General features: G+C 60.5%; 22 protein-coding genes. 18 read left to right on the forward strand and 4 right to left on the reverse strand.

The window, feature by feature from the left end; all coding sequences use genetic code 11:
* Positions 1-834: 834 nt before the first annotated feature.
* From ACGLHR_RS34875 to ACGLHR_RS34885, 3 genes are all read right to left on the reverse strand, one after another.
* On the reverse strand, positions 835-2,022 hold the full coding sequence (locus ACGLHR_RS34875) for an adenylate/guanylate cyclase domain-containing protein (protein WP_400099610.1): 1,188 nt from the start codon (positions 2,020-2,022) through the stop codon (positions 835-837).
* 15 nt (positions 2,023-2,037) lie between these two features.
* A complete protein-coding gene (locus tag ACGLHR_RS34880; RefSeq protein ID WP_400099612.1) occupies positions 2,038-3,633 on the reverse strand; it encodes an ATP-binding protein in 1,596 nt (531 codons plus the stop codon).
* 61 nt (positions 3,634-3,694) lie between these two features.
* A complete protein-coding gene (locus ACGLHR_RS34885; protein WP_400099614.1) occupies positions 3,695-4,669 on the reverse strand; it encodes a helix-turn-helix domain-containing protein in 975 nt (324 codons plus the stop codon).
* 219 nt (positions 4,670-4,888) lie between these two features.
* On the opposite strand from ACGLHR_RS34885, the gene ACGLHR_RS34890 reads away from it, so the two are divergent.
* The 7 genes from ACGLHR_RS34890 (at position 4,889) to ACGLHR_RS34920 (ending at position 13,025) form a co-directional block, all read left to right on the forward strand.
* Positions 4,889-6,013: a saccharopine dehydrogenase family protein gene (locus tag ACGLHR_RS34890; protein WP_400099616.1), complete on the forward strand. Its 1,125-nt coding sequence runs from the start codon at positions 4,889-4,891 to the stop codon at positions 6,011-6,013.
* Between the two features lie 5 nt (positions 6,014-6,018).
* Positions 6,019-7,233, forward strand: a complete 1,215-nt coding sequence (locus tag ACGLHR_RS34895) for a thiolase family protein (protein ID WP_400099668.1) — start codon at positions 6,019-6,021, stop codon at positions 7,231-7,233.
* 31 nt (positions 7,234-7,264) lie between these two features.
* Positions 7,265-8,101 (forward strand): enoyl-CoA hydratase/isomerase family protein, encoded by an 837-nt coding sequence (locus ACGLHR_RS34900; protein WP_400099618.1) that lies wholly within the window; start codon positions 7,265-7,267, stop codon positions 8,099-8,101.
* 37 nt (positions 8,102-8,138) lie between these two features.
* Positions 8,139-9,428, forward strand: a complete 1,290-nt coding sequence (locus tag ACGLHR_RS34905) for an acyl-CoA dehydrogenase family protein (protein WP_400099620.1) — start codon at positions 8,139-8,141, stop codon at positions 9,426-9,428.
* A gap of 13 nt (positions 9,429-9,441) precedes the next feature.
* Positions 9,442-11,013 (forward strand): class I adenylate-forming enzyme family protein, encoded by a 1,572-nt coding sequence (locus tag ACGLHR_RS34910; RefSeq protein WP_400099622.1) that lies wholly within the window; start codon positions 9,442-9,444, stop codon positions 11,011-11,013.
* Positions 11,014-11,153: 140 nt separating this feature from the next.
* Complete coding sequence (locus ACGLHR_RS34915) at positions 11,154-12,038, forward strand: SDR family NAD(P)-dependent oxidoreductase (protein WP_400099624.1); 885 nt, start codon at positions 11,154-11,156, stop codon at positions 12,036-12,038.
* A gap of 276 nt (positions 12,039-12,314) precedes the next feature.
* Positions 12,315-13,025 carry an OmpW family protein gene (locus tag ACGLHR_RS34920; RefSeq protein ID WP_400099670.1) on the forward strand — a complete coding sequence of 237 codons (711 nt, stop codon included), beginning with the start codon at positions 12,315-12,317 and terminating at the stop codon, positions 13,023-13,025.
* Positions 13,026-13,530: 505 nt separating this feature from the next.
* Here ACGLHR_RS34920 and ACGLHR_RS34925 read toward each other — a convergent pair.
* Positions 13,531-14,118: a TetR/AcrR family transcriptional regulator gene (locus tag ACGLHR_RS34925; protein WP_400099626.1), complete on the reverse strand. Its 588-nt coding sequence runs from the start codon at positions 14,116-14,118 to the stop codon at positions 13,531-13,533.
* 172 nt (positions 14,119-14,290) lie between these two features.
* Between ACGLHR_RS34925 and ACGLHR_RS34930 the strand changes: the two genes are divergently transcribed.
* The 11 genes from ACGLHR_RS34930 to ACGLHR_RS34980 all read left to right on the forward strand — a co-directional run bounded on the left by ACGLHR_RS34930 (position 14,291) and on the right by ACGLHR_RS34980 (position 23,438).
* Positions 14,291-15,112 (forward strand): alpha/beta fold hydrolase, encoded by an 822-nt coding sequence (locus ACGLHR_RS34930; RefSeq protein ID WP_400099628.1) that lies wholly within the window; start codon positions 14,291-14,293, stop codon positions 15,110-15,112.
* Between the two features lie 4 nt (positions 15,113-15,116).
* Positions 15,117-15,413 carry a hypothetical protein gene (locus ACGLHR_RS34935; RefSeq protein ID WP_400099630.1) on the forward strand — a complete coding sequence of 99 codons (297 nt, stop codon included), beginning with the start codon at positions 15,117-15,119 and terminating at the stop codon, positions 15,411-15,413.
* Positions 15,414-15,423: 10 nt separating this feature from the next.
* Positions 15,424-16,281, forward strand: a complete 858-nt coding sequence (locus ACGLHR_RS34940) for a hypothetical protein (protein WP_400099632.1) — start codon at positions 15,424-15,426, stop codon at positions 16,279-16,281.
* A gap of 1 nt (position 16,282) precedes the next feature.
* Positions 16,283-16,627, forward strand: coding sequence for a non-heme iron oxygenase ferredoxin subunit (locus ACGLHR_RS34945; protein ID WP_400099634.1), 345 nt, complete (start codon positions 16,283-16,285; stop codon positions 16,625-16,627).
* A gap of 11 nt (positions 16,628-16,638) precedes the next feature.
* Entirely contained in the window at positions 16,639-18,042 is a 1,404-nt protein-coding gene (locus ACGLHR_RS34950) for an aromatic ring-hydroxylating dioxygenase subunit alpha (protein ID WP_400099636.1), read from the forward strand.
* Complete coding sequence (locus ACGLHR_RS34955; RefSeq protein WP_400099638.1) at positions 18,039-18,590, forward strand: 3-phenylpropionate/cinnamic acid dioxygenase subunit beta; 552 nt, start codon at positions 18,039-18,041, stop codon at positions 18,588-18,590. The genes ACGLHR_RS34950 and ACGLHR_RS34955 overlap by 4 nt, the downstream gene beginning before the upstream one ends.
* Positions 18,591-18,592: 2 nt before the next feature.
* A complete protein-coding gene (gene hcaB / locus ACGLHR_RS34960; protein ID WP_400099639.1) occupies positions 18,593-19,408 on the forward strand; it encodes a 3-(cis-5,6-dihydroxycyclohexa-1,3-dien-1-yl)propanoate dehydrogenase in 816 nt (271 codons plus the stop codon).
* Positions 19,409-19,421: 13 nt separating this feature from the next.
* Positions 19,422-20,438 carry an NAD(P)H-dependent flavin oxidoreductase gene (locus ACGLHR_RS34965; protein WP_400099641.1) on the forward strand — a complete coding sequence of 339 codons (1,017 nt, stop codon included), beginning with the start codon at positions 19,422-19,424 and terminating at the stop codon, positions 20,436-20,438.
* Between the two features lie 81 nt (positions 20,439-20,519).
* A complete protein-coding gene (locus ACGLHR_RS34970) occupies positions 20,520-21,299 on the forward strand; it encodes a 2-keto-4-pentenoate hydratase (protein ID WP_400099643.1) in 780 nt (259 codons plus the stop codon).
* A gap of 43 nt (positions 21,300-21,342) precedes the next feature.
* On the forward strand, positions 21,343-21,588 hold the full coding sequence (locus ACGLHR_RS34975; protein ID WP_400099645.1) for a hypothetical protein: 246 nt from the start codon (positions 21,343-21,345) through the stop codon (positions 21,586-21,588).
* Positions 21,585-23,438, forward strand: a complete 1,854-nt coding sequence (locus ACGLHR_RS34980) for a feruloyl-CoA synthase (protein ID WP_400099647.1) — start codon at positions 21,585-21,587, stop codon at positions 23,436-23,438. The genes ACGLHR_RS34975 and ACGLHR_RS34980 overlap by 4 nt, the downstream gene beginning before the upstream one ends.
* Positions 23,439-23,473 lie beyond the last annotated feature (35 nt).

The following is a 23,473-nucleotide window of genomic DNA, read 5'->3' on the forward strand; positions in this document are numbered from 1 at the left end:
AACGCTGGCATGCGGCACAGCGTAAAAAGGCCGCATAACCCGAGAGCTAAGAGCTACACCAAACAGGGGCAACATCACCTCGAGGCTTGCGTAGAGCGGTCGACGCTGAATGCCAGCCGGCTCGCATGAGGGCGCGACCTGCAGCAGCCGCTTGGCGCAATCCAATCTTCTCCTGCAGTCGGTCGGTCTTTAGCTGCATATCCTCTGACTGAGTGCGATCCACCGTCTCCAGGACACTCAGATACCGCTGGATGCTCTTCTCGATTTGTTGTTGGCGCTTATCTGCACGGATTCTCCCGGCCAATATTCGTTGGCTACTCGAGCAAAATTAGTTGAGTCTGTGATGGCTCGGTATGGCGCAAAATGCAGAAGCGCGGTGCCATGCCTGCAGATCGTGCCTCCACCAGAGCGCTCATGCTGTCGGCAGACCGCATACGGCGTTCGCGTGCAAGCCCAGTCGGAAAGTGAACGGTACTGGCGTTGGAGCATTAGTGGCCGTTTGCGGGTGCCGACCTGCCATATGACGGTCTGTTCGCGAGGAACAGCAAAGACCGAAAATGGCCGAACTCCGCCGTCGGCTCACCGTTCGAGGACCGACGGCAGCCATCGGCGGCTGCCGACCCTCAACGGTCCCTCGAGCAGGCGCGACATAAACGACCGCTTTCGAAGTCTATGGGACGTCCGCGCGTTCCTGTACGCGACAGGCGGTGTGCACCCGACCCCTCTGTGATGTTCGGTTTGGCGACGTCGTCAGCCTACAATGGCCGGGAACAGACCCCTGCCCCGAGCGAACTGCGCGTGTGGGCGCGGATCAGCTCGGAGCGTAAATTGCAGTCAAGAAGATGGTTTCCGGGTCCCTCCAACCAGGAACCATGTATCCAGTTCACCGATGCCTTTGGCCGCAATCTTACCCCGCTCCTCGAAGCAAAATGATTGGCCAAGCCGCCGTCGGGTGGCTTCAGTCACCTGTACACGACCGGATACTCCCTGGGATTCCATCCGGCTAGCGATATTGACGGCGTCACCCCACAGGTCATAGATGAATTTGCGCCTGCCGATCACGCCGGCTATTACCGCACCACTGTTGATACCAACCCGCAGTTGCAACCGATGCCCATGTCGCTCGTTAAAGTGGTCCAACGAGTCGATCATGTCCAATGCCATACGCGCAGCCCGCTCGGCATGATCCGTTGCGGGAATAGGAAGACCAGCAGCAGCCATGTAAGCGTCTCCGATCGTTTTGATCTTCTCGAGACCGTGGTGGTCAGCGATATTGTCGAAGTCGGCAAAAATCTCGTTCAGCACCGCCACCAGTTGCGCTGGAGGCATGCCAGCAGCGAACTGGGTGAACTGCACGAGATCTGCGAACAACACCGACACTTCCTGAAAGCTGTCGGCGATGACTTCCGGAGGATTGGACGAGACGAGGTCGGAACGCGCTTTCAAACGCTCAGCTATAGGGGAGGGAAGAAGGTTTAGCAACAATCGCTCTGATAGCTGTTGCTCGTGTACGAGCTTTTCGTAGAGACGTTTCAGTTCATCGCTCTGTCGAACGATGGTCTCTCGGCTCGCTTCCAGTTCGCGCACCTTCTGTTCCAGTGCTTTGCCGTATCTTATTGATTCCCCGTGTAGCAGACGAACTTCCAGCATGTTGCGAACTCGGCTCAGGACCTCGGCTAGCTCGAAGGGCTTGCTTACGAAGTCCTTCGCGCCGGCTCGTAGCGCGCGCAACTTGTGATCCGGTTGGGCGGTAATAACAATAACTGGAAGGTAACTGTCCGCCTCGACGTCAGCAAGGTCCTCCATGACCTCGAATCCGTCCATGTCGGGCATCTGCAGATCAAGCAGGATCAGGTCGTAGCGGTGCCTGCTGTGCAGCTCACAAACCGCATGGGGCTCGGTTGTTGTGGTGATGCAATGATAGCCAGCTCCACGCAGCATGTGTTCGAGCAACAGTACATTGGCCTCCAGATCGTCGACGATCAAGACTTTCGCGGCCAGTATATCGTTTTGGCTGACCATATCGAGCCAGGCTCTTCATCGGGCCCGGGCGTTCCCGTTCTTTGTCACTTTCAAGGCCTCGTCCAGCGCGTCCATAAACTCATTGATCTTGATCGGCTTGGTCAGGTAGCGGAAAAATCCAGCTTCAAGGCCTTTTTCCATGTCGCGCGTCATTGCATTCGCGCTGAGAGCGATGACCGGAATGTGCGACGTATTCGGGTCCCCTCGAAGGATCTTCAACGCATCGACGCCGCTTATGTCAGGTAGATGGATATCCATCACGATTAGTTCCGGTAATGAGGTGCGCGCAAGTTCCACCCCAATCGTCCCATTCATTGCGGTAAGCAGACGTATATCGGCCCGACGGGCGATAAGTTGTTCCAATAGGTTGAGATTGGCGGGATTGTCTTCGACACACAGCAGAGTGTGCACCAGCGAAGATCGGCTCGGTGGTTGCGCTTCCTCGGATATCCTGGACTCGGTACTGTTCTCTATTACCGGCCGGGGAGCGGCACCGAGCTCGATCCAGAATATGCTGCCCACGCCAGCCGTACTTTCTACGCCGATGGACCCTCCCATCAGTTCGACTAGTCGCTTGGCCACTACAAGGCCGATGCCTGTGCCTTCTTCTGGACCAGCTTCCTGCCCGAGGCGGTTAAACGGCTGAAATAGCTGAGCCAGCCGTTCCGGTGTCAAGCCTGCGCCAGTGTCACGCACGCTGATGCGGACTCCGCCGCCGCTTGGCAAACATTGCACCTCGACTGTTCCCTGATGACGGTTGTACTTGATGGCGTTGGAAATTAGGTTGAGCAATATTTGCTTCAGCCGGGTGCGATCAGCACGGACAAAACAAGTTGGATCGATCGATGGGAATATCAAGCGAACGCCGTGCTTCTGCGCATTCTGCTCGAGCATGTCGTGGCATTCAAGCAAGGCCTCAGCCACGGATATTGCTTCTGGTGACATCGACGCTTGCCCCGCCTCGATTCTCGCAAGGTCAAGTACTTCATTGATCAGTTCCAGCAAGTGCCATCCAGCCTTCAGAATCTGGTCAATGTTGGCCTGCTGTGACGAATTTGGAGGGGGAGTCTCGGAGGCCATCAGTTGCGCGAAACCGAGCATCGCATTTAGCGGGCTGCGCAACTCGTGGCTCATGCTGGAGAGGAAGTCCGATTTAGCGCGATTAGCGGCTTCTGCCGCGGTCTGCGCCTGCTTTTGGTCCTCTATATCAGTGGAGGTGCCGAACCACTTGACGATATTGCCGTGACCGTCCTTGAACGGTAAGGCACGGCAAAGGAACCATCGATAAACGCCATCGGTAGCTCTCTTCAGGCGGAATTCTATGTCAAATTCGCTACCGCTACTTATAGCCACTCTCGCGCGATCGACGGTGGCTATCAAATCATCCGGGTGGATGGCTGTCCCCCAGCCCCACCCCGACAATTGATCAAGTGGGATACCTGTATAGGCGACTCCACGCCGGTTGACAAAGTCCACTCCCCCATCGGGTTTTGCGGTCCATACGATATGTGGCAACGCATCCGCGAGCAATCTGAAATAGCTCTCTCCTTCGAGAGCCCGAGGCTCGGGAAGAGGTAATTTCTCTGACGAATGTGGATGTGAATTTGGCATGATCGGGTCCCGGACTATACATCCATGTCCCCGGATCGACTGAATACGCCAATTTCCCGTATCACCCGTGCGGCAGGCCGTCCAGGTTATCGAGTGTGGGGCGAGGCTGTCCGTCCAGAAGTAGGCTGCTTGGGGTAACTCCGAATGCTTGTTTGAAGGTTCGGCTGAAGTGAGCTGCGTTGTTGAAGCCCCAGCGGTAGGCCACATCAGTCACTGTCTGCGTGCTCGTAGCGCGAGACAGTTCCCGATAGCAGACCCTAAGTCGCCTATCGCGGATCCATCGGCTGACAGTCCTGCCTGTTTCTGCAAATGCAACATGCAACGTACGTACAGAAATCTCGTGTGCGGTCGCAATTGACGAGGCGCTCAGCTCAGGATCGTCCAGATTATCCTCAATGTACTGCTCGATCCTGATCATCAGCGAGGCCCTGGAAGACTGGCGCCCGGAAGAAACCGTTAGCGCGGAGTCAAGCATGTCGAAGAAGGACTGGCAAGCCGTCGCAAGGGCAGTATCGGTCAGATAGTCCAGTTCTCGCGCGATGGCTTGCAACTGGTCGCCAGCAACCGCGCTGAGTCCGGAGCCCACTCGTGCCGGCACTGCAGCACCCGGCCGCGCTGCTGCACTGGCTATTCCGTATGGGACGCGCTCGCGGGGTAGAAGTAGATAGACCTCGCGATGTGGCTCCACCGCTTCAAAGTCGTATGCCAGCTCGCTGTCCCAGATCAGCAGGTGTTGGGGTTCAAGCACGACTTTGCTGCGATCCGCGTATCGGCACACCAAGCGTCCGCCTAGATTCATGAGCACACCCACCAGTGGCTCCTCGCTAGTACCTGCACGCTGACCGGTTACCCGATCACTGCGTAACTCACCGATCGTCAATCTGTCCAGCTCGCGGTATCGAGCTGAGGCGTTGAAGCGCCGCGGCTCCGGGAACGAGAGGCTCCACGTCATGTGCAGTTGGGGAAGCTTGGCACACGCGTCGGTAATGTGCTCTTGACCTAACCCGTGGGTCGACCAGGTCGCTGTTGCCGCCATGGCAGTCCCTCCGTCGGCGAATGATAGTAAGGCGAAATATTCAACATCCTGTAACACCGGCTTGGCGCCTTGTCAAGGGCGCTCTCGTGTGGGGTAAACCTGACGCATTCCTGCGCAAATCGGCAAATTGCTCGCGCTGGCAGGCAAGCGAGGGACCTGTGCTGGCCGCTACATTGCTGCCTAACAAACAGTCGTGAAACTACTACAAAGGAGGAGACAGTGAGCGCACTGCATCCCGTCGTTATCTACGGCGCCAGCGGCTATACCGGCCGCCTGGTGGCCGAGTACCTGCGTGAGTACAGCATCCCGTTCGTGGCCGCGGGCCGAAACAAGGCCAAGTTGCAGGAGGTCATGAACACGGTCCCCGGTATCGAGACCGCGGACTATGAGATTGTGGAAGTCGATGGATCTGTCGAGTCCCTGACCGCGCTTTTTAAAGGTCGGAAGGTCGTCTGCAACATGGTTGGGCCGTTTCTGCGCTATGCACCTCCAGTTTTGGAGGCCGCGCTGCAGGCGGGCTGCCACTATCTCGACACCGCTGGCGAGCAAGAACACCATCTGCAGTTGCTTGACCACTGGGGTCCGAAATTTGCAGCGGCCGGGTTGGTGGTGTCCACCGCAGTATCGATGCAATACGCAATTCCCGACATCGTCGCGCGTATCGTGCTCGAGACGCCTGGCATCGATACGCTGGAGTTGGGTGAGTACGTCAGTGCGGTTCCAACCGTGGGGTCTACCCAGTCAATCTTCGACGTAATCCGCACTGACTCTTACTACCTCGAGGACAACGTCCTGAAGAAGTACAAGGGCATTGTGCAGCAAGACATGGTCGTGCCAGGCACCGGGCATGTTGTTCCGGGCCTTCAATGGGGCGGCACCGCTCTGCCGGTGTTCTTCCGAGACGACCGCCGGGTGCGCAACTGCCGAATGTTCGTGGCGATGCGTAACGACAAGGGCGACATTCCCCAACAGGTGCGTGCTGCGGAACGCATGTTCAAGGTTGTGTTCCAGTGGCTGCCAGAGGAGAAGCTTTACCCGGTGCTCGATCGAGTCGCAGCGAGCATGACGCCGCGTACGCCACCACGAGAGAACCGCCAGGTCCATCGTTCTATCGACTGGTGTACTGGCCGCGGCAACAACACCACTGCACGGGCAGTCATCCACAGCACCTCTGGCTATCAGATCACCGGCCTCGTCCAGGCCTACGCCGCGATGCGGTTGATCGGGAACACATACAACGGTGTCGGATTCCGCTCGCCGGCTCAACTGCTGGGGCACCGTGAACTCATGGGCGCCCTCGAGGCCTACGGGCTCGCTCACGTCACTGAGGAGAAGGTGTCGTGATCGAGATGCCGATCTGGATTGTCGGCGTTGGCATGACTGCCTTTGGGGTCCGCCCGGAGGCGTCGGTCAAGGATCTGGCGAGGGAAGCGGTGACGGAAGCGCTCTCTGATGCTGGCGCCGACATGAGCGACATCGAGGCAGCATACTTTGGTAACACCTGCCAGGATGTGCTTGAGGGACAAGTCGTCGTGGCCGGTCAGATGGCGTTGCGCTCGATGGGCTTCGAACGCATTCCGATGATCAATGTCGAGAATGCGTGCGCAACCGGTGCCACTGCATTGCACCAGGCGGTCATGCACGTTCGTGCTGGCGCTGGCGACATCGTGCTGGCCGTCGGCGCAGAGAAGCTCAACATCGGGGACAAGCAGAAGTCCCTCAGTGTATTCGACGGCGGTGTTGACGTTAACGACCGAGAAGGCGTTCGCGCTGTGTTAGCCGAACTCGGTGGCGTAGCGTCGGACGATGGGCGGCCGCGTAGCCTGTTTATGGATGTCTACGCCGCGCTCGCTCGGGCCCATATGGATACTTTCGGGACGACCAAGCAGCAACTCGCGCTGATCGCCGAAAAGAACCATGCGCACGCGGTGCACAACCCGCTCGCCCACTTCCGAGTGCAGATGTCGATAGAGGAAATCCTATCGGCACGCCCGGTATCCGGACCACTGACGGTTCCGATGTGCGCGCCGCTTACCGACGGTGCCGCGGCGGTGGTTGTGTGCAACGCTGTCGGTTTGAAGCGGCTTGGATCTCGCGGCCCAGTTCGGATCCTGGCCTCGGTGTTGCAAACCGGCACGGTGCGCCCTCTGTCAGCTTGGGATCGCTCGGTTAGCCGGCTTGCAGCACAGGCGGCATACGAGCAAGCCGGACTTGGGCCGGGCGATGTGTCTGTGGCGGAAGTCCATGACGCGTCGGCGTTTGGTGAGCTTTTGCAGACAGAACTGCTCGGCTTTTGTGAGATCGGCTTTGGCGGCAAGTTCGCCGAGTCAGGTGTAACGAGGCTGGGTGGAAGGCTGCCCGTTAATCCGTCAGGCGGACTGGAATCCAAGGGCCATCCGATGGGAGCTTCCGGAATCGCACAGATCTACGAGCTTGTACATCAGCTTCGTGGGAACTGCGCAGCCCGTCAGGTCCCCGGCGCTCGCATTGCACTCGCGGAAAACGGCGGTGGCCTGTACGCCGGCGAAGAGGCAGTCGCCGCGATCACCATCCTTGGCGCCTGACACCCAGCACGACATATCGGTGGAGAACACAATGACCTACGAGACACTTAATATCCGGCGCGATGGCCGGATCCTGCACGTCGACTTCAACAATCCGCCGCTGAATCTGATGAATTTCCAGATGGCCAGCGAGTTGTTCGACCTCGCCGCGTCGCTCGCGTTCGACCCGGACACCGCGGTAGTGGTCTTCGGCAGCGCTAACCCTGATTTCTTCATTGCTCACTTCGACCTGAACGACCTGCTTCGTTCCATGAGCGATCCAACCGTCAAGCAGAGTCGCTATGAAGATATCAACGTGCTGCAGGCGCTCACGACGGCGTGGCAGATCCTGCCCCAAGTGACGATCGGCGTGGTCGATGGGATCTGCCGCGGCGGCGGGCTGGAATTCTTGCTCGCCATGGACATGCGCTTTGCGACACCAGAAAGTCGGTTCTGCTTACCCGAAGTCAGTGGCGGGATTCTGCCCGCAGGTGGCGGCACCACCCGGCTGGCGATGCAGATCGGACCAGCTCGTGCGCGCGAGATGATCTTGTCCTCCCGCGACTTCACAGGGGAGGAGGCCGTCGCTTACGGCATCGTCAACCGGGCACTTTCGCGTGAGGCGCTGAAGACCTATACGAACACGCTCGCGCAGGACGTTTCCAGGCGTTCGGCAGGGACGATTGCGGCGGTTTCCGACGTAATGAAGAGCATTTTCGGTTCGGCTTTCGATGCCCAGTTTGCAGGCTTTGCCAGCGAGAACGCGGCTTTCAAGAAGCTGCTCGAAGCCCCTGCTGCCCTCGAGGCTCTGCAGAAGATGGCGACGCTGCAGGATGTCGAGCACGAACTGGATCTTCCGGCGGTGCTCGCTGCCGCCGCTGCCAAATAGCTGAAGTTCCCAGAAGACGCATAAAGGAGACACTGAAATGACACAGAAACTTGACCGCGACGCTTCTGTGCGGCCTGCGCTGCCTTACGTCGAACTGACCGGCTTCGAAATCCTCAGCGATGACGAGCGGTTGATCCAGGATGCGACGCACAAGTTCGCGCGGGACGTGATGCGACCGATGGGAATTGCCATCGACAAGCTCAGCGCGGAAGAGTCCATTGCTCCCGGCTCACCTTACTGGGACTTCATGCGCATCGCGGCCGAGTCGGGAATCGGCTTCGATGCCGATCCCGGTGACGTTCCTCCGCAAGCGTTGGCGCGTTTGCAGGCAATCGTCATCGAGGAGCTGGGATGGGGTGATATCGGACTCACGGTGTCGTTGGCCGCCGCTGCCTTCGCGAACATGATGGCGAAGCGAGTCGGCAACCAAGAGCTGATCGAGCTGACTGAAGGCAAGCTTGGGTGTTGGATTGCAACTCAGCCCGACCGCGGCTCGGACGGCACCATGCTATACCCGGGCGAGCGGCACCTAAGCGCAACCCAAGGCAATAAGGGCAATCTGACGGCGAAGATTAGCGGTGGCGACATTGTCATTAATGGCCAAAGTTCAGCCTGGGTTTCCAACGGGCCGGTTGCCCAGGTCGCAATCATGTCGATCGCCGCTGATTATGGTGACGGGTTTTTTGACGACGGCGGCCACCCGCGCGGTGTCGAGGTCATCGTTCCTCTTGATTTGCCCGGGGTGAGCCGCGGTAAGCCGTTGGAGAAACTCGGCCAGCGTTCCTTACCCCAGGGTGAGGTGTACTTCGATAACGTAAAGGTGCCCGTGCGTTACGCGGTGTCACTTGGCGATGATTACTGGCGCGGCCACGCTACCACATGGTCGACAGCGGGCGTGGGGATGGGCCAGATGGCGACGGGTCTGGCGCGTGCGTCTTTCGAGCTCGCACTGCAGTACGCGCATGAGAGGCGCCAGGGTGGCGCTCTGCTCGCCGAGCATCAAATGATCCAAAGCCGTCTCGGCGCCATGGCACGTAATGTGGAAACAATGCGCGCGGTGGCCCGCCGAGCGACGGAATATACGGTGCTCTCGCCGGCAAAGCACCCCTATTACACCGGCGGGTCCAAGGTGACATGCACAGACCTTGCCTTTGAGGTGGCAGACGAGGCGCTGCAGATCTTCGGCGGATATGGGCTCACCCGCGAGTATCCGTTGGAGAAGCTCTTCCGGGATGCTCGTGCTGCACGGATTGAAGATGGTGAGAACCACCTTCTGAATATGAAGTTTGGCTACCTGAATGCGCTGCTGTTCCGCAGCAGCATGTAAAAGAGAAAGTTGTATGGCTATTACCGATTTCTTTGATCGCGGCTGGCGCGCGGCTCCTGACCGGGCGGCCTTTATTGCCGGAGAGCGTACCTTCACCTATAAGGAGATTGGCGAGTTCTCATGCCGCATCGGCAATGCGCTGCTGAGACGCGGCATCGATTGCGAAGCCAAAGGTGCAGTCCTTGCGAGCAACGATCCGATCGCATGGAGTTGTGTTCTTGGACTGTGGCGTGCGGGGTTGGTGTGGGTTCCCGTTAACCCGGTGAATCCTCCAGAGGAGATCCAGCGCTTGTTGGATGGGTTCGACTGCGAAGTTCTGTTTTGCCACGAACAGTTCCTGCCGCTAGTGAAGTCGCTCCGAGGCGATTTGAAAAAGCTGCATACCGTGATCTCGTTGGGTGAGGACTCGGAAGCAGCATCGGAAGTCGGCGCGATCACCATCGCTTCCCTGGTGGAAGGGGCATCAAGCGCAATCCCCGACTTCATCCCGGAGGAATGCTCCTTGGCCGGAGTCATGCCGACCGGTGGCACGACCGGGGCACCGAAGGGCGCGATGAACACGCACCGGAGCTTGTCGGTCAGCGCACTTCACCAGATGTTTGCCGCCCCGTACTCATCGGACGAGCCAATTGTGAACCTGGTTGCGGCACCGATGACGCATGCCGCTGGAACCCTTACGCTACCGTGCACCGCTCGCGCAGGCACGATTGTCGTGATGGACCGGATGGATCTGAACCTACTGGTCGACTTGATTGAAAAGCACCGCGTCACAGAGCTATATTTGCCGCCGACGGTGATCTACCGACTGCTAGAGATGCCGGGCATCGAGCAGCGAGACTTCTCCTCGCTGAAATACTTCATCTACGGTGCCGCGCCTATGTCCACTGAGAAGCTGCGTCGCGCGATTGAAGTGTTTGGGCCAGTAATGTTCCAGGGATACGGGCAGGCCGAGGCGCCTTCCGCGATCGCGTTCATGCGACCTGAGGAACATTTCCGGGACGGAAAGATTGCAGACGACGCAAGACTATCCGCGGCCGGACGACCAGCACCGCTGGTGCGCGTCGAGATCCTGGGCGAGAACGGAAAGATCCTTCCCATGGGAGAGATTGGCGAGATCTGCGTACGTGGCGACCTGTTGATGGCGGGGTATTACAAGGCCCCGGATAAGACCGCCGAGACGATTGTTAATGGCTGGCTGCACACCGGAGACGTCGGCTACCTCGATCCGGAGGGCTTCCTGCACATTACCGACCGCAAGAAAGACATGATCATCACCGGTGGATTCAACGTCTATCCGAGTGAGGTGGAACAGGTTATTTGGACGCATCCGGCGGTGCAGGACTGTGCCGTCATCGGCATTCCTCATGCGGACTGGGGTGAGGCGGTCACTGCGGTGATCGAGTTGAATAAGGGAGCCGGTGCGACAGAGGAGGAGATCCTGGCTTACTGCCGACCCAAGCTGGGTGGAATCAAGACGCCGAAGAAGATCGTGTTCGTCGAAGCACTGCCTCGTAGTGCCAACGGAAAGGTACTGAAGAAGGATGTTCGGGAACCGTTCTGGCGGGACCACGAGCGCAGGATTTGACGAGGCGGTCCAGCACGGGCCTGCACCCTTCCTGAACGGATCGTGCTGCAGGCCTCTGGCAATCCGCCGAAGAAGACGAATGACAAAAGAGGGGGCAGGAATCTCTGCCTCGTGCTGAGTGCTGCCGGAGGAGGAAACCTATGAATAAGCCTGTTGCGGTCATCACAGGCGCGGCCAGCGGAATCGGCCTTGCTGTGGCCAAGCGTCTTGCGAAGACTCATCGGCTCGCGTTGCTGGACATTAACGGTGAAGCCGCTGAGAAGGCCGCGGCGGATATTGATCAAGCGGCCATCGGACTAAGGTGCGACATCACTGATTCGGCGTCGGTGCAGAGCGCAGTGAACAACGTAGTCGAGCGCTTCGGGGCGATCGACGTCGCTGTGTCCAATGCGGGAATCGGTACAGTGGGAGCGGCGCGGCACCTCGATCCGGATGTGCTTGCTGCTGTGCTGGATGTGAACGTCACGGGAAACTGGCGATTCATGCACGCATGCCTGCCGCACTTGATCAAAAGCCGCGGCTACCTGCTCGGCGTCGCGTCGGCGGCGGCGATCTTCGCGCCGCCGGGTGAGTCGATGTATGCCGCGAGCAAAGCCGGAATTGAAGCGTTGCTGAATGCAATTCGCGTGGAGGTTGCACACCTCGGCGTTGGCGTGGGCGTCGCCTATTTGATGTTCATCGATACGCCGATGGTACGCGAGGCTGATCGGGAACACGCAGAGTTCGCCAGAATGCGGTCGATGTTGCGAGGACCGGCCGGCAAGACCTACTCGGTTTCGCTAGCTGCGGACCGTCTGGTCCGAGGCATCCAAAGTCGCAAGCGACGTGTCTTCGTGCCGGGGTCACTCCGCGTTCAGCACATTCTGCGGGGCGCCCTCTCAAGGCTTCTGGAGCGTGAATTTCGACGCATCGCGATCGAAGTCGATCAGCTTACTGAGAAGAAAGTGAACGAGCGCGGAAGGTTTGCGGCGGGTCTGAGCGAATCGGTGCTTGCGGCACGCGAAAGCCAAGGCGACAGAGGCTAATCCGCGCGGGTTCCGCGTCGCGCTCGCATCCACAAGCGCGACGACGTCCCTTCTTCATCTTGAAGATGAGGCAGTGAGGTCCGACGGAAGAAGAGGCGGACCTGCACTTTTCTTTGGGCCCATTAAGGCGCCCGTTCTGTTCTTGAAACTCCTGGAGGTCCCGCCGCTCCGGCAGGATCGGGCCAGTGGTTTCTTGCGTGCAAAAGACACGCGAATCTCAATAACTATATAGAGACGGAGACAACCATGAAGCGGTGGTGGAGAGATGCTGGGGCGATGAGTCTGGGCTGCGTGATTCTCATTGCAGCGATTGGCAACAGTGCTCATGCGCAGAGTGCAGGAGATACAGTCATGAGTCTCGGTTGGGCTCATGTGGCCCCTCAGACGGGCAGCGACCCTGTCATGGTCACTAGCATTGGAGGTGTTCCGACGAATGTCGAGGTTCCAGGCTCGTCGGTCGGCGCGCTCAGCTTCGATACGGCGGGTATTCAATCGGAGCATTACCTCACAGACCATATTGGTGTGGCGCTCCTTGGCGGGTTTCCAATGAGGACGAAACTGGAGGGGCGTGGAACTCTTGCCGGCTACGGTGTGCTGGGAGACGCGCGCACGTGGTCACCTGAGTTGCTTCTCCGGTATCACTTCGGTGACCCGGAAAGCCGTATTCGGCCGTTCGCTGGCGCTGGGATCTCCTATACGTGGTACACCGACGCGCGAATCACCAATAGTGCGTTCATCGCACAGACTTTCGGACCTGGCGGGTCGGCAACTGTCGATGCCTCCAGTTCTTGGAGTCCGGTTGTTCAAGTTGGACTCGATTATCGGATCAGCAAGCATTGGTCGGTTGGAGCATTGGTTGGCTACATGCCCAGTGACACTAACGTTACCGTGAGAGGGCGTACAGCACAGGGACTGGAGATCGTCAATCAGACCAAGGTGAGACTTCGACCTATTATCACCTTCGTCGGCGTCTCTTACAGGTTTTAAGGAGTTACCGAAAACCTTGTGCGGCGAGCCATTGAAAAATTGGCTGCGCTGCCTCGCCGCGCTGGAGGAACTCTTGCTGCTGGGGCAGGCATCAATAAGAGTTCCTTCCATGAAGGTCTTTCGTTCAGCCTTTTGCTGATCTGTGCCCTAATCCGACGGTGGTGCCTCGGACGGTTCCCATAGCGGGCATTGCCGAATCCTCGGACGCTGCAAAACTGAGCAACATAGGACTGTCAGTTGGCCTCTAATTAATCCAGATTCTGGCTTCTGCCTTGCCAGCCCAATTCTCGTTGCCGCAACCGGCAACCGTGCGCATGTGTAGGGTGCCGGGGAAAGCGTTTTGGGTTGGGATGCGATCGCGACGCTCCTTGACTGGCGGCAGCTTTGTCATGGTCACTAGCATCGGAGACGGAGATTCTAGGTGCCTCAGTCGGTGCGCGCAGCGCCGAGCCGTTGAAAGGCTTGCGGAGGCTCGCTAAACCGAAGGAATGCCGGCCCTGACTTTCTAGGCAGGCGTCAGCAAGAGCTTTTCCATAAATGCCCTTCGCTCGGCCTTTTGTTCTTCGGTCCCCTGGTGCGACAACAATGCCTCGGACAGTTCATAACTGTAAAGCGCAAAGGCTCGAGCACGAGCCTCCGCGATGCCGAACCCCAGGGCACTGAAACACTGAGCAACGTAAGACAGTCGCTTGGCATCCACATCATCCAGAACCTGGCGAGCGCGTTCGTCGCGTCGGGCCCAGGCGCGTATGGCCAGTTCGGTGGATGCAGCTTCCTGTGCAGAGGCGCCCCGAAAGGGCAGCGAGAGCAAGTCCTTGATCAGCTCGCGCGGTGCAAGATTGCGCCGCTCAAATCGATTGATGATCTGCTCGGTTGCCTCATCGCTCCATGACTCCAGCATCCGACGCAGCAGATCTTCCCGATCCTTGAAGTGCCAGTAGAAGCTGCCGCGCGTGACTGCTAGCTCCTTTGACAGTACCTCAACGCGAACGGCATCTACGCTGCGGCTCACCAGCAGGTCGCGGGCGGCTTTGATCCAGTCCTCCGGTGTCAGACGCGCGGTACCTGCAGCACCAGGCGTGGCTTTGGTCATATGTTCTCCATAGGCAACGGGCAAGATTTTACTACCAGCTAACCGTGCACATATGTATGTGGAGCAGAATAGCACTGCATAAGAAAATAGTCGGAAAATTACGGGTTAAACTACTTGACCAGACGCGTCCTACTTCATACCATACACCTACGTATGTGTATGGAGAAATGCGATGGGCAAGTTTGAGGGTGTGGGTTCGACCCTGGTCGCCGCCGGCCACCAGACCAATTACTTCGACCAGGGCACGGGCAAGCCTTTGTTCCTGCTGCACGGTTCGGGTCCGGGCGTATCCGGCTGGACCAACTGGAAGGGCGTGATGAACGAACTGGCGCAGTCGTTCCGCGTGATCGTGCCGGACATCGCAGGCTTCGGCTTCACCGAGTTCAAGGACGGCACCAAGTACGACATCAAGCTCTGGGTTAGTCACCTTGTCGGGATCATGGACGCACTGGAGATCGAGACCGCCTCCTTCGTCGGCAACTCATTCGGAGGCGCGCTGTCGCTAGGCCTGGCGGTATTCGATCCCAAGCGCGTGGAGAAGCTGGTGCTGCTGGGCACGCCCGCTGGCGAGTTCGAGCAGACTGCTGGCCTGCGGTCCGCCTGGGAGTACGAACCGTCGCCGGAAAACATGGAAAAGACCATGCGGCTGTTCCCATTCGATCAGTCGATCATCACGCCGGAGATGGTGCAGTCGCGCTATGAAGCCAGCGCCCGTCCCGGCGCCCAAGCGGCTCTGCGCAAGTTGATTCCGCAGCCGAATGCTGAAGGCCCGACCATCGTCAAGGGGTTCCCCGAGCACGTGGTAGCCAAGATCCAGGCGCGCACGCTGGTGCTGCACGGCCGTGAGGACGGCGTGGTGCCGCCGGCCTGCGGCCAGTTGCTGGCGCGCGCGATTCCCAACGCCGACTTGCACCTGTTCGGCCGCTGTGGCCATTGGGTGCAGACCGAGCGCCGTGCCGATTTCCTGAAGCTGGTCACTGACTTCATCGCCTGACGCCATGAGCCGCAACGTACTCGAGCGGGTGCTGCATCAACTGACCGTGGACCGGTCCGCCAAGCAGCGTTTCCGCGATGACCCAGAGGCCTTCCTGCAGCGCTTTGCGCTGACTGAGTCCGAGCGGTCGATGCTGATCGGCTTTGACGTATTGGGACTGCAGCAAGCCGGCGTGAACCCCATGTTGACCATGGGCTTTTGGCAGGAACTCTCGCCCGAACGCGACATGCGCGCGTACATGAAAAAGCTGCGCCCGGTGGGCGCGTCCGAGGCGCTGCACAGCGCTGCCCTGAAGCAATAGGTAAGCAGAAATGGGAAAAATCGTAGGCGGCTTTCTGGTGCCGCACGACCCGGTGATGTTCGTGGCGCCGCAGGCCCCAGCACCCGCCGTACAGGACCGCATGTGGGGCGCCTTCCGCGCTTGCGCCGAGCGCCTTGCGGAGTTGGGGCCTACTAGCGTCATCGTTGTGGGGGCCGATCACTACATGCTGTTTGGCATCCATTGCCTACCGAGCTACCTGATCGGCACTGGCGACGTCGATGGCCCGCTGGACGCTATGCCAGGGCTCAAGCGCGGGCAGATCCCGAACAGTGAGGGTCTGGCAGCCCACATCGCCGCGGACGGCCATGCGCGCGGCTTCGACTGGGCTGTGGCGCGGGCACTGACGGTGGACCATGCCATCGCCATCCCCAACCAACTGATGGTGCAGCCGATGCGCGACGCCGGGCGGCAGGTCGGCACGGTGCCGGTGTACCTAGCTGCTGGCGTGGACCCGTTCATCCGCATCGCGCGCGCAATCGAAGTCGGTCGGCAGATCCGTGAAGCCGTCGAGTCGTTCGATGGCGCCGAGCGCGTCGCGGTGATTGGCAGCGGCGGCATCAGCCATTGGGTAGGTACTGCAGAAATGGGGCGCGTCAACGAGCGCTTCGATCGCGAGATCCTGGCCTACGCGCTGCGCAACGATCTGGCTGCTCTTTCCAATCTGAGTGACGACTACATTCTGGCAAATGGCGGCAACGGCGGCATGGAAGTCCGCAACTGGGCTTGTGCCATGGGAGCGCTGGAAGGGGCCGAGGGAGAAATCATCGCCTATGAAGCGGTGCCAGAGTGGGTCACTGGCTTGGGCTTTGTACAGTTGCATCCGCACGGACGCAGGGAGGAACACTGATATGACCGACAAAGTCTTTTTGCTCAAGCGCGAAGCACTACAGCCCGGCAACGTGTGCAAGGTAGAGACGGACGGCTGCCCGCTGGCAGTCTACAACATCGACGGCACCTTCTATGCGACGAGCGATGCTTGCACGCACGCTACGGCATCGCTGTCCGATGGCGAGATAGTCGACGGCGACTTGATCGCCTGTCCCCTGCATGACGGGCAGTTCCATATCCCCACCGGCCAAGCCATGGCATTTCCGTGCACGGTGGACCTGCGCACCTACAAGGTGATCGAGGAAGGCGATGACATCTACGCCGATCTCGAGCAGGAGTCCGAATCCACCGCATCGGCAATTTGAGGAATGCAAGCATGACACACGACTGCACTGGCAACTGCGAACGGCTGCGGAAGGATCCCGTCAGCGAACCGCTGAGCGGACTGGAGCGCCTGATCGACCTTGACACCGGCCGCCTGTCGCGCCGCGTCTACTGGGACCATCGCATCTACGAGCAGGAACTCGAGAAGATCTTCTCCCGCAGTTGGCTGTTCCTCGCGCACGAATCACAAATTCCGAAGGCCGGCGACTACGTCACGACCTACATGGCGGAAGACAATGTGATTGTGGTGCGCCAAAAGGAAGGCTCGGTCAAGGCGTTTCTTAATACCTGCCCACATCGCGGCAACAAGTTGAACTTCACCGATGCCGGCAATGCCCGCACATTCGTTTGCAACTACCACGGCTGGGCTTTCGGCATCGACGGCGCGCTGCGCGGCATGGCGGGGCAGGAGTTGTTCGAGGAAAGCGGCATGAACCGCGCCGAGCATGGCTTGCATCCGGTGGCGCAGGTGGCCACCTACAAGGGGCTGGTATTCGGCAATATGGACCCCGACGCCCCCTCGCTCGAGTCGTACCTGGGTGATTTCCGCTACTACCTTGACGTGATGCTCGACATGGACGGGCAGGGCACGGAGTTTGTCGGGGGCTGTGTCAAATCGGTGATCAACTGCAATTGGAAAGTCCCGGTCGAGAACTTCATCGGTGATATCTATCATGCACTGTGGACGCACGACTCGGCCGCGCGGGCGATGCTAGGCGGACCGGTTGCCGAAGTCTACAAGGACCCGGATTCCTACCACGTCAATTTCAACGGCCATGGCTGGGAATTCAATCTTGACGTGGTCGGCAATGCGGCGACGTTAGGCGACAAGGAAATCCGCAAGTACCTCTACGGCATCCAGCCGAAGGTCGCCGAACGGCTGGGCGAGTTCCGCTCGAAGATGATTGGCTCGATCTCCTCGGTCAGCGTGTTCCCGAACTTGTCGTTCTTGCCGGGCCAGAACACCTTCAGGGTCTGGCACCCGCGCGGCCCGGGCAAGATCGAACTGCACACCTGGACCATCGTCAACAAGAGCGCACCGCAGGATATCAAGGACCGCTGGCTGAAGGGCACGATGATGACCTTCTCGCCGTCGGGCGTGTTCGAGATGGACGACGGCGAGAACTTCGAGTTCTCCACGCGCACCAATGCGGGCTTCGTCACGCGCCAGCAGGACCTATACATGGGTCTGGGCCGCGGCACGCAACTTGCGGACAGCGGTCTCCCGGGGAATGTCTACCGCAACCAGGTGAACGAGGCCAACCATCGTGCTTTCTACCAGCGCTGGCTGGACCTGATGCGCGCGCGCGGCTGGGATGAAGTGCCGGCGCGTGACCACGCGAGCCTGGACGACAGTGCATTCACCTACCAGAACAGCGCAAAGGAGGTCGCATGAGCGCGGTGCCGCAATCCCTGCCCGAAGTGACGGGCGAACAAATGGTGGATCTCGACACTGCCCACCGGATCGAGCAGTTCCTGTTCAGGGAAGCACGCCTGCTGGATAGCGAAGCGTGGGATGAATGGCTGGCGCTGATGACCGACGACATCCATTACTGGATGCCGGCGATCGAGAATCGCCGCCGCGCGGACAAGCTGGGTGCTTATGCCGCGGGCCGGGGGGCGTATTACGACGACAACCACCTCGATTTGGAACGGCGCGTGGCACGCTTCAAGCAGCCGTCGGCCTGGGCCGAGGATCCGCCTACCCGGCATGTCCATGTGATCAGCAATGTCGAGGCGCTGCATGGCGCAGTGCCGGACGAGTTCATTGTGCATTCTGTCATCGTCAACTACCGCAGCCGCGGCGAAGCCGACAACGACCTGCTGCTTGGCCGCCGCGAAGACCTGCTGCGCGTGGTCGCTGGCGACTTCCGGATCGCTCGTCGCAAGATCGTGATCACGCAGTCGCTGTTCATGTCCAAGAACCTCAACACCTTCCTCTGACCATGGGCTGGCTGGATAACGATGTGGCGCTGATCACCGGAGCGAACTCCGGCATCGGGCTGGCAGTGGTGCGGCGCTTCCTCAATGAAGGCGCGAAAGGGATCGGCGTGCTGGTGCGCAGTGCCAGCGGCGCCGACAGTCTGCGCGAAGAATTTGGACAACGCGTCGCCATCACGGTTGGCGACGTGCGCTCGCCCGCGGCCAATGCCGAGGCGGTGGCCAACACGCTGAAGTCATTCGGCAAGCTCGATACGCTGGTCGGCAATGCGGGCGTGTGGGATTACTTTGCGCCGTTGCGCAAGTTCGCCGATGGGCAGCAGTTAGCCGATACCTACCGCGAAGTCTTCGACATCAATGTGCTTGGATACCTGCTGGCAGCCTATGCGGCAGCACCGGCGCTGCGCGAAAGCTGCGGCAGCATGATCTTCACCCTGTCCAATGCGGCTTTCTATGCCGGCGGCGGCGGACCGGCCTACGTGGCTTCCAAGCACGCTTGCGTCGGGCTGATCAAACAGCTTGCATACGAACTGGCTCCGGATGTGCGCGTCAACGGCGTGGCACCGGGCGGCACCGTGACCCCGCTGAAGGGACCCGAGTCGCTGGGCAAGCAGCAAGCGAAGCTGTCCGAGATCCCCGGTTTCAGCGATGCCGTGGCGGACGCGGTGCCGCTTGGCTTTATCGCGCAGCCGGAGGACCACGCCGGCCACTACGTACTGCTGGCCTCCCGTACCAATTCACCGGCCACCACGGCAGCCATCCTGCAAAGCGATGGCGGCTGGGAGGTGCGTGGCCGGAGCACGCGGCGTCCGCGCGACTGAACCAGACCACAATATGAACGCCCCCATTCCAAACGCCGCCTCCGCGCACGCAGCCTTGCGCTCGACCTTCGCCGGCGCGCGCCTGCCAGTGATGGCCGCCCCGATGTTCCTGGTATCGGGCCCGGAGCTGGTCTGCGCGAGCCTCAGTGCCGGCATTGTCGGCACCTATGCCGCGCCCAACGCGCGCAATGTTGAAGCGCTCGACCAAGCGCTCGCACAGATTGCTGGGCATGCCTGCGAATGCCCGGAGGTGCCGTGGGCGCTGAACATGATCGTGCACAGCAGCTACGACCGTTTTGACGCCGAGATGACGCTGGTCGAGCGCTACCGTCCCGGCATTGTCACCACCGCGCTCGGCAGCCCCCGCCGGGTGCTCGATCGCGTGCATGCCTACGGCGGGCTGGTAATGGCCGACGTCATCTCGCCGGCGCTAGCGCGCAAGGCCATCGATGCGGGCGTGGATGGTCTGGTGCTGGTGAGCAGCGGTGCCGGCGGCCATACCGGCCAGTATCACCCGTTTTCGTTTCTCGCCGAGGTGCGCGAGTTCTGGGACGGCCCGATCGGCCTGGCCGGCGCCATCTCAAGCGGTGCGCATATCCGTGCCGCCCAGTTGCTCGGCGCCGATTTTGTGGTGGTCGGAACGCGGCTGATCGCCACCCCGGAAAGCATGGTGCCGCAGCCATACCGTGAACTGCTGGTGGCCAGCCGCATGGAGGATCTGACGCTGTCCAGTGCGGTCTCCGGGGTGCCGGCCAACTGGCTGAAGTCGACGCTCGAGGCTGCCGGCTTCACCTCGGAGCAGATCAAGGCGGAAGGCAAGATCGATTTCTCAGGCGACATCGTTGACGCGCCCAAGGCCTGGAAGGACGTCTGGTCCGCCGGGCATGGCGTAGGCGCGGTGCGCTCGGTGGCGACCGTTGCCGAGGTGGTGGCAGAGCTCGAGACAGACTATGTCGCCTGCCTGCGCGCCGAGCAGGCGGCCATGGCGGCGCTGATGCACCGCTATGCGCGGAGCCGGGCGCTGGCGTGATTTTTCCTGAAGTTCAGCAACGGGGCGGACAGACGCGAGCATGCGCAGCGCCCCCGCATTCAAACGACAAGGTAGACAAGGATGACAGCCCCTCATATCCAGCAGGCAGCGGACGCGCTGCACCAGGCCCGGCAAGACCGCGTGCCGATCCCGCGCATTTCCGAGTCGTACGGCATTAAGGGCCTTGACGACGCCTACGCCGTTGCGAATGTTAACACCCAGCGGGATCTGGGGACCGGTCGCGTCCTCAGCGGAAAAAAGATCGGCCTCACCTCCGTCGCGGTGCAGAAGCAGCTCGGCGTCGACCAGCCCGACTTCGGCGTGCTCTTTGCCGACATGGAGTACGTCTGCGGCATGGCCGTCCCGGTCTCCACACTGATCCAGCCCAAGGCGGAAGGGGAAGTGGCCTTCGTGATGGGCAAGGACCTGGATGGCGATCTGACCTGGGGCCGCTTCCTAAGCGCCATCGAATATGCACTGCCAGCCATCGAAATCGTCGACAGCGCGATCCAGGACTGGCGCATCACGCTGGTCGATACCGTTGCCGACAACGCCTCATGTGGGCTCTACGTGCTGGGCGCGGACCCGAAGCGCCTGAGCGACGTTACCTTGCCGGACTGCGGCATGCGTTTCCTGCGCAATGGCGAAGTCAGTTCGGAAGGTAGCGGTGCCGCCTGCCTGGGTCATCCCCTGAATGCAGCCTGGTGGCTGGCGCAAACCATGCAAAAGGTGGGCGCGCCGCTGCGCGCCGGGGATTTGGTGCTATCGGGCGCGCTGGGGCCCATGTTTCCGATCCGGGCAGGGGAAAACTTGCAGTTGGAAGTGGAAGGGCTCGGGCGTTTGACCTGTCAGACTGAGTAAATCGATCATGTTCCCGCCACCGAAGCGGGCTGGAGGAGACCCCATGAAACTGACAATCTACGAGTTGGCTGCCATCGTGCTGGCCATCTCAGTAGCCCTGTGCTCTTCTTCTGCAGCTCAGAATCAGGTAGCCGCCATCACAGGGGGAACAATGCTGAACACAAACGCTTCAGACGCGTTATTCGGTATCGCCGATTGCATGAACAAGTACATGCACTCCCTCGACAGCCGCAGCGAGAACCTCGGGCGGGTTGGGGACCAGGACGCCCGTTGGAGGGTCGTGGAATGAGTGCGGCTTCTTCTCGCCTGCTAAGCAATTTCCGCGCCGAAGCCACTACTGTTGCGCTGGCGACCGCGGACATTGCGATTGACCCGAGACTGGACGGAAGCTTTGTCCTGCGCTCGAACCAGCCGCTGCAACCCTACGTCCGTTGCATTGGCGACTGGCTGCAATACTGGGCCAACGAAGATGGCGGCCGCACTTTTCTGGCCGAGCGCCATGCCGACGGCTGGCGCCGGGTGAGCTATGCCGAAGCCCTAACTGCAGTGCGCCGGCTCGGACAGGCCATCCTGGACGTTGGCGTGGCCGAGGATGCGCCGTTGGTAGCGCTGTCGGAGAACAGTGTCAACCTGGCCCTGCTGTCGCTGGGTGCCATGCATGTAGGCCGCCGCATCGCGGTGGTGTCGTCCGCCTATACCGTGGTGGCGAAGGACCATGGCAAGCTTCACGCCATCCTCGACCGGCTGCAGCCCGGACTGCTCTATGCGGAGAACGCCGCGCAGTACGGTGACGCGATTTCCGCGTGGCAGTCGTCCTGCCCGGTGGTCTTCACCCACGGCGCGGAGGGCCAAGCGCTGCCCTTCAGCACTCTGCTGCAGGCCACGCCCGGTGCCGCGGTCGATGCGGCGTTCACCGCCGTCGGCGGCGATACTGTTGCCCGCATTCTGCTGACCTCCGGGTCGACCGGCGAACCCAAGCTGGTGCCGAATACCCATCGCATGCTGTGCGCCAACCAGCAGATGATCGCCCAGTGCTGGCCCTTCATCGACAAGGCGCGTCCCGTGGTGCTCGACTGGCTGCCTTGGAGCCATACCTTCGGCGCCAACCACAACTTCAATCTGGTGCTGCGCAACGGCGGCACGCTGTACATCGACAACGGTCGCCTGGCGCCCGGGGCGATCGATTCCACTCTGAAGGGAATCCGCGAAGTCCGGCCCGCGCTGTTCTTTAACGTCCCGCGTGGTTACGATGTGCTCTTGCCATACCTGGAAGCCGACGAATCGCTGGCTCGCGCGCTGTTCGAGCGCCTGGACATGCTGTTCTTTGCCGCCGCCGCGCTGTCCCAGCAATGCGCGGAACGCCTGCGCGCGGTCGCTGCCAAAGTCCGCGACTTTCCGCTATTCCTCACCACCGAGTGGGGCTCGACAGAAACCTCTCCTGTCCTCACCAGTGCCCATTTCGACACGCTCGACACGCGCAATATCGGCGTGCCGGTACCAGGGGTGGAACTCAAATTTGTTCCCTGCCAAGACAAGTACGAACTGCGCGTGCGCGGCCCCTCGGTCTTCACCGGCTATATAGGCGATGAAGCGAAGACGCGGGATTCCTTTGACGAGGAGGGCTTCTACTGCATGGGCGACGCCGGCAAGCTTGCCGATGCGGCGGACCCGAATGGCGGCGTCATTTTCGATGGACGCGTATCCGAGGACTTTAAGCTCACGAGCGGGACCTGGGTCTCAGTTGGCACGCTGCGCCTTGCCGTGGTCTCGGCCATGGGGCCCTATGTGCAGGATGCAGTCATCTCTGGCCACGACGGGGAAGAGGTCGGTCTGCTGATTTTCCCTACGCCGGCGCTGCGCGTGCTGGCCGGCGACGTCGAAGAGCAGATGTGTGGCAAGTCGTTGGGACAGCATCCGGCCGTGCGGCACGCGCTCGGAGAGGTTCTGGCGAGCGTGGGAAAAGGCGCCGGCAGCTCACAACGCCCGGCCCGTGCGGTGCTGCTGTCTACCCCGCCGTCGATAGAACAGGGCGAGATTACCGACAAAGGCTACATCAACCAACGCGCCGTGCTGACGCTGCGAGCCGATGACGTTGAGCGGCTGTACTCCGGCTGCACATCAGTTATCTATCCGCTCTAAGCCGTCTCGCAGTGACAGGAATCAACAAGGAAAGC

It is taken from the genome of Cupriavidus sp. CuC1 (assembly GCF_044627735.1).
GTDB lineage: Bacteria > Pseudomonadota > Gammaproteobacteria > Burkholderiales > Burkholderiaceae > Cupriavidus > Cupriavidus ulmosensis.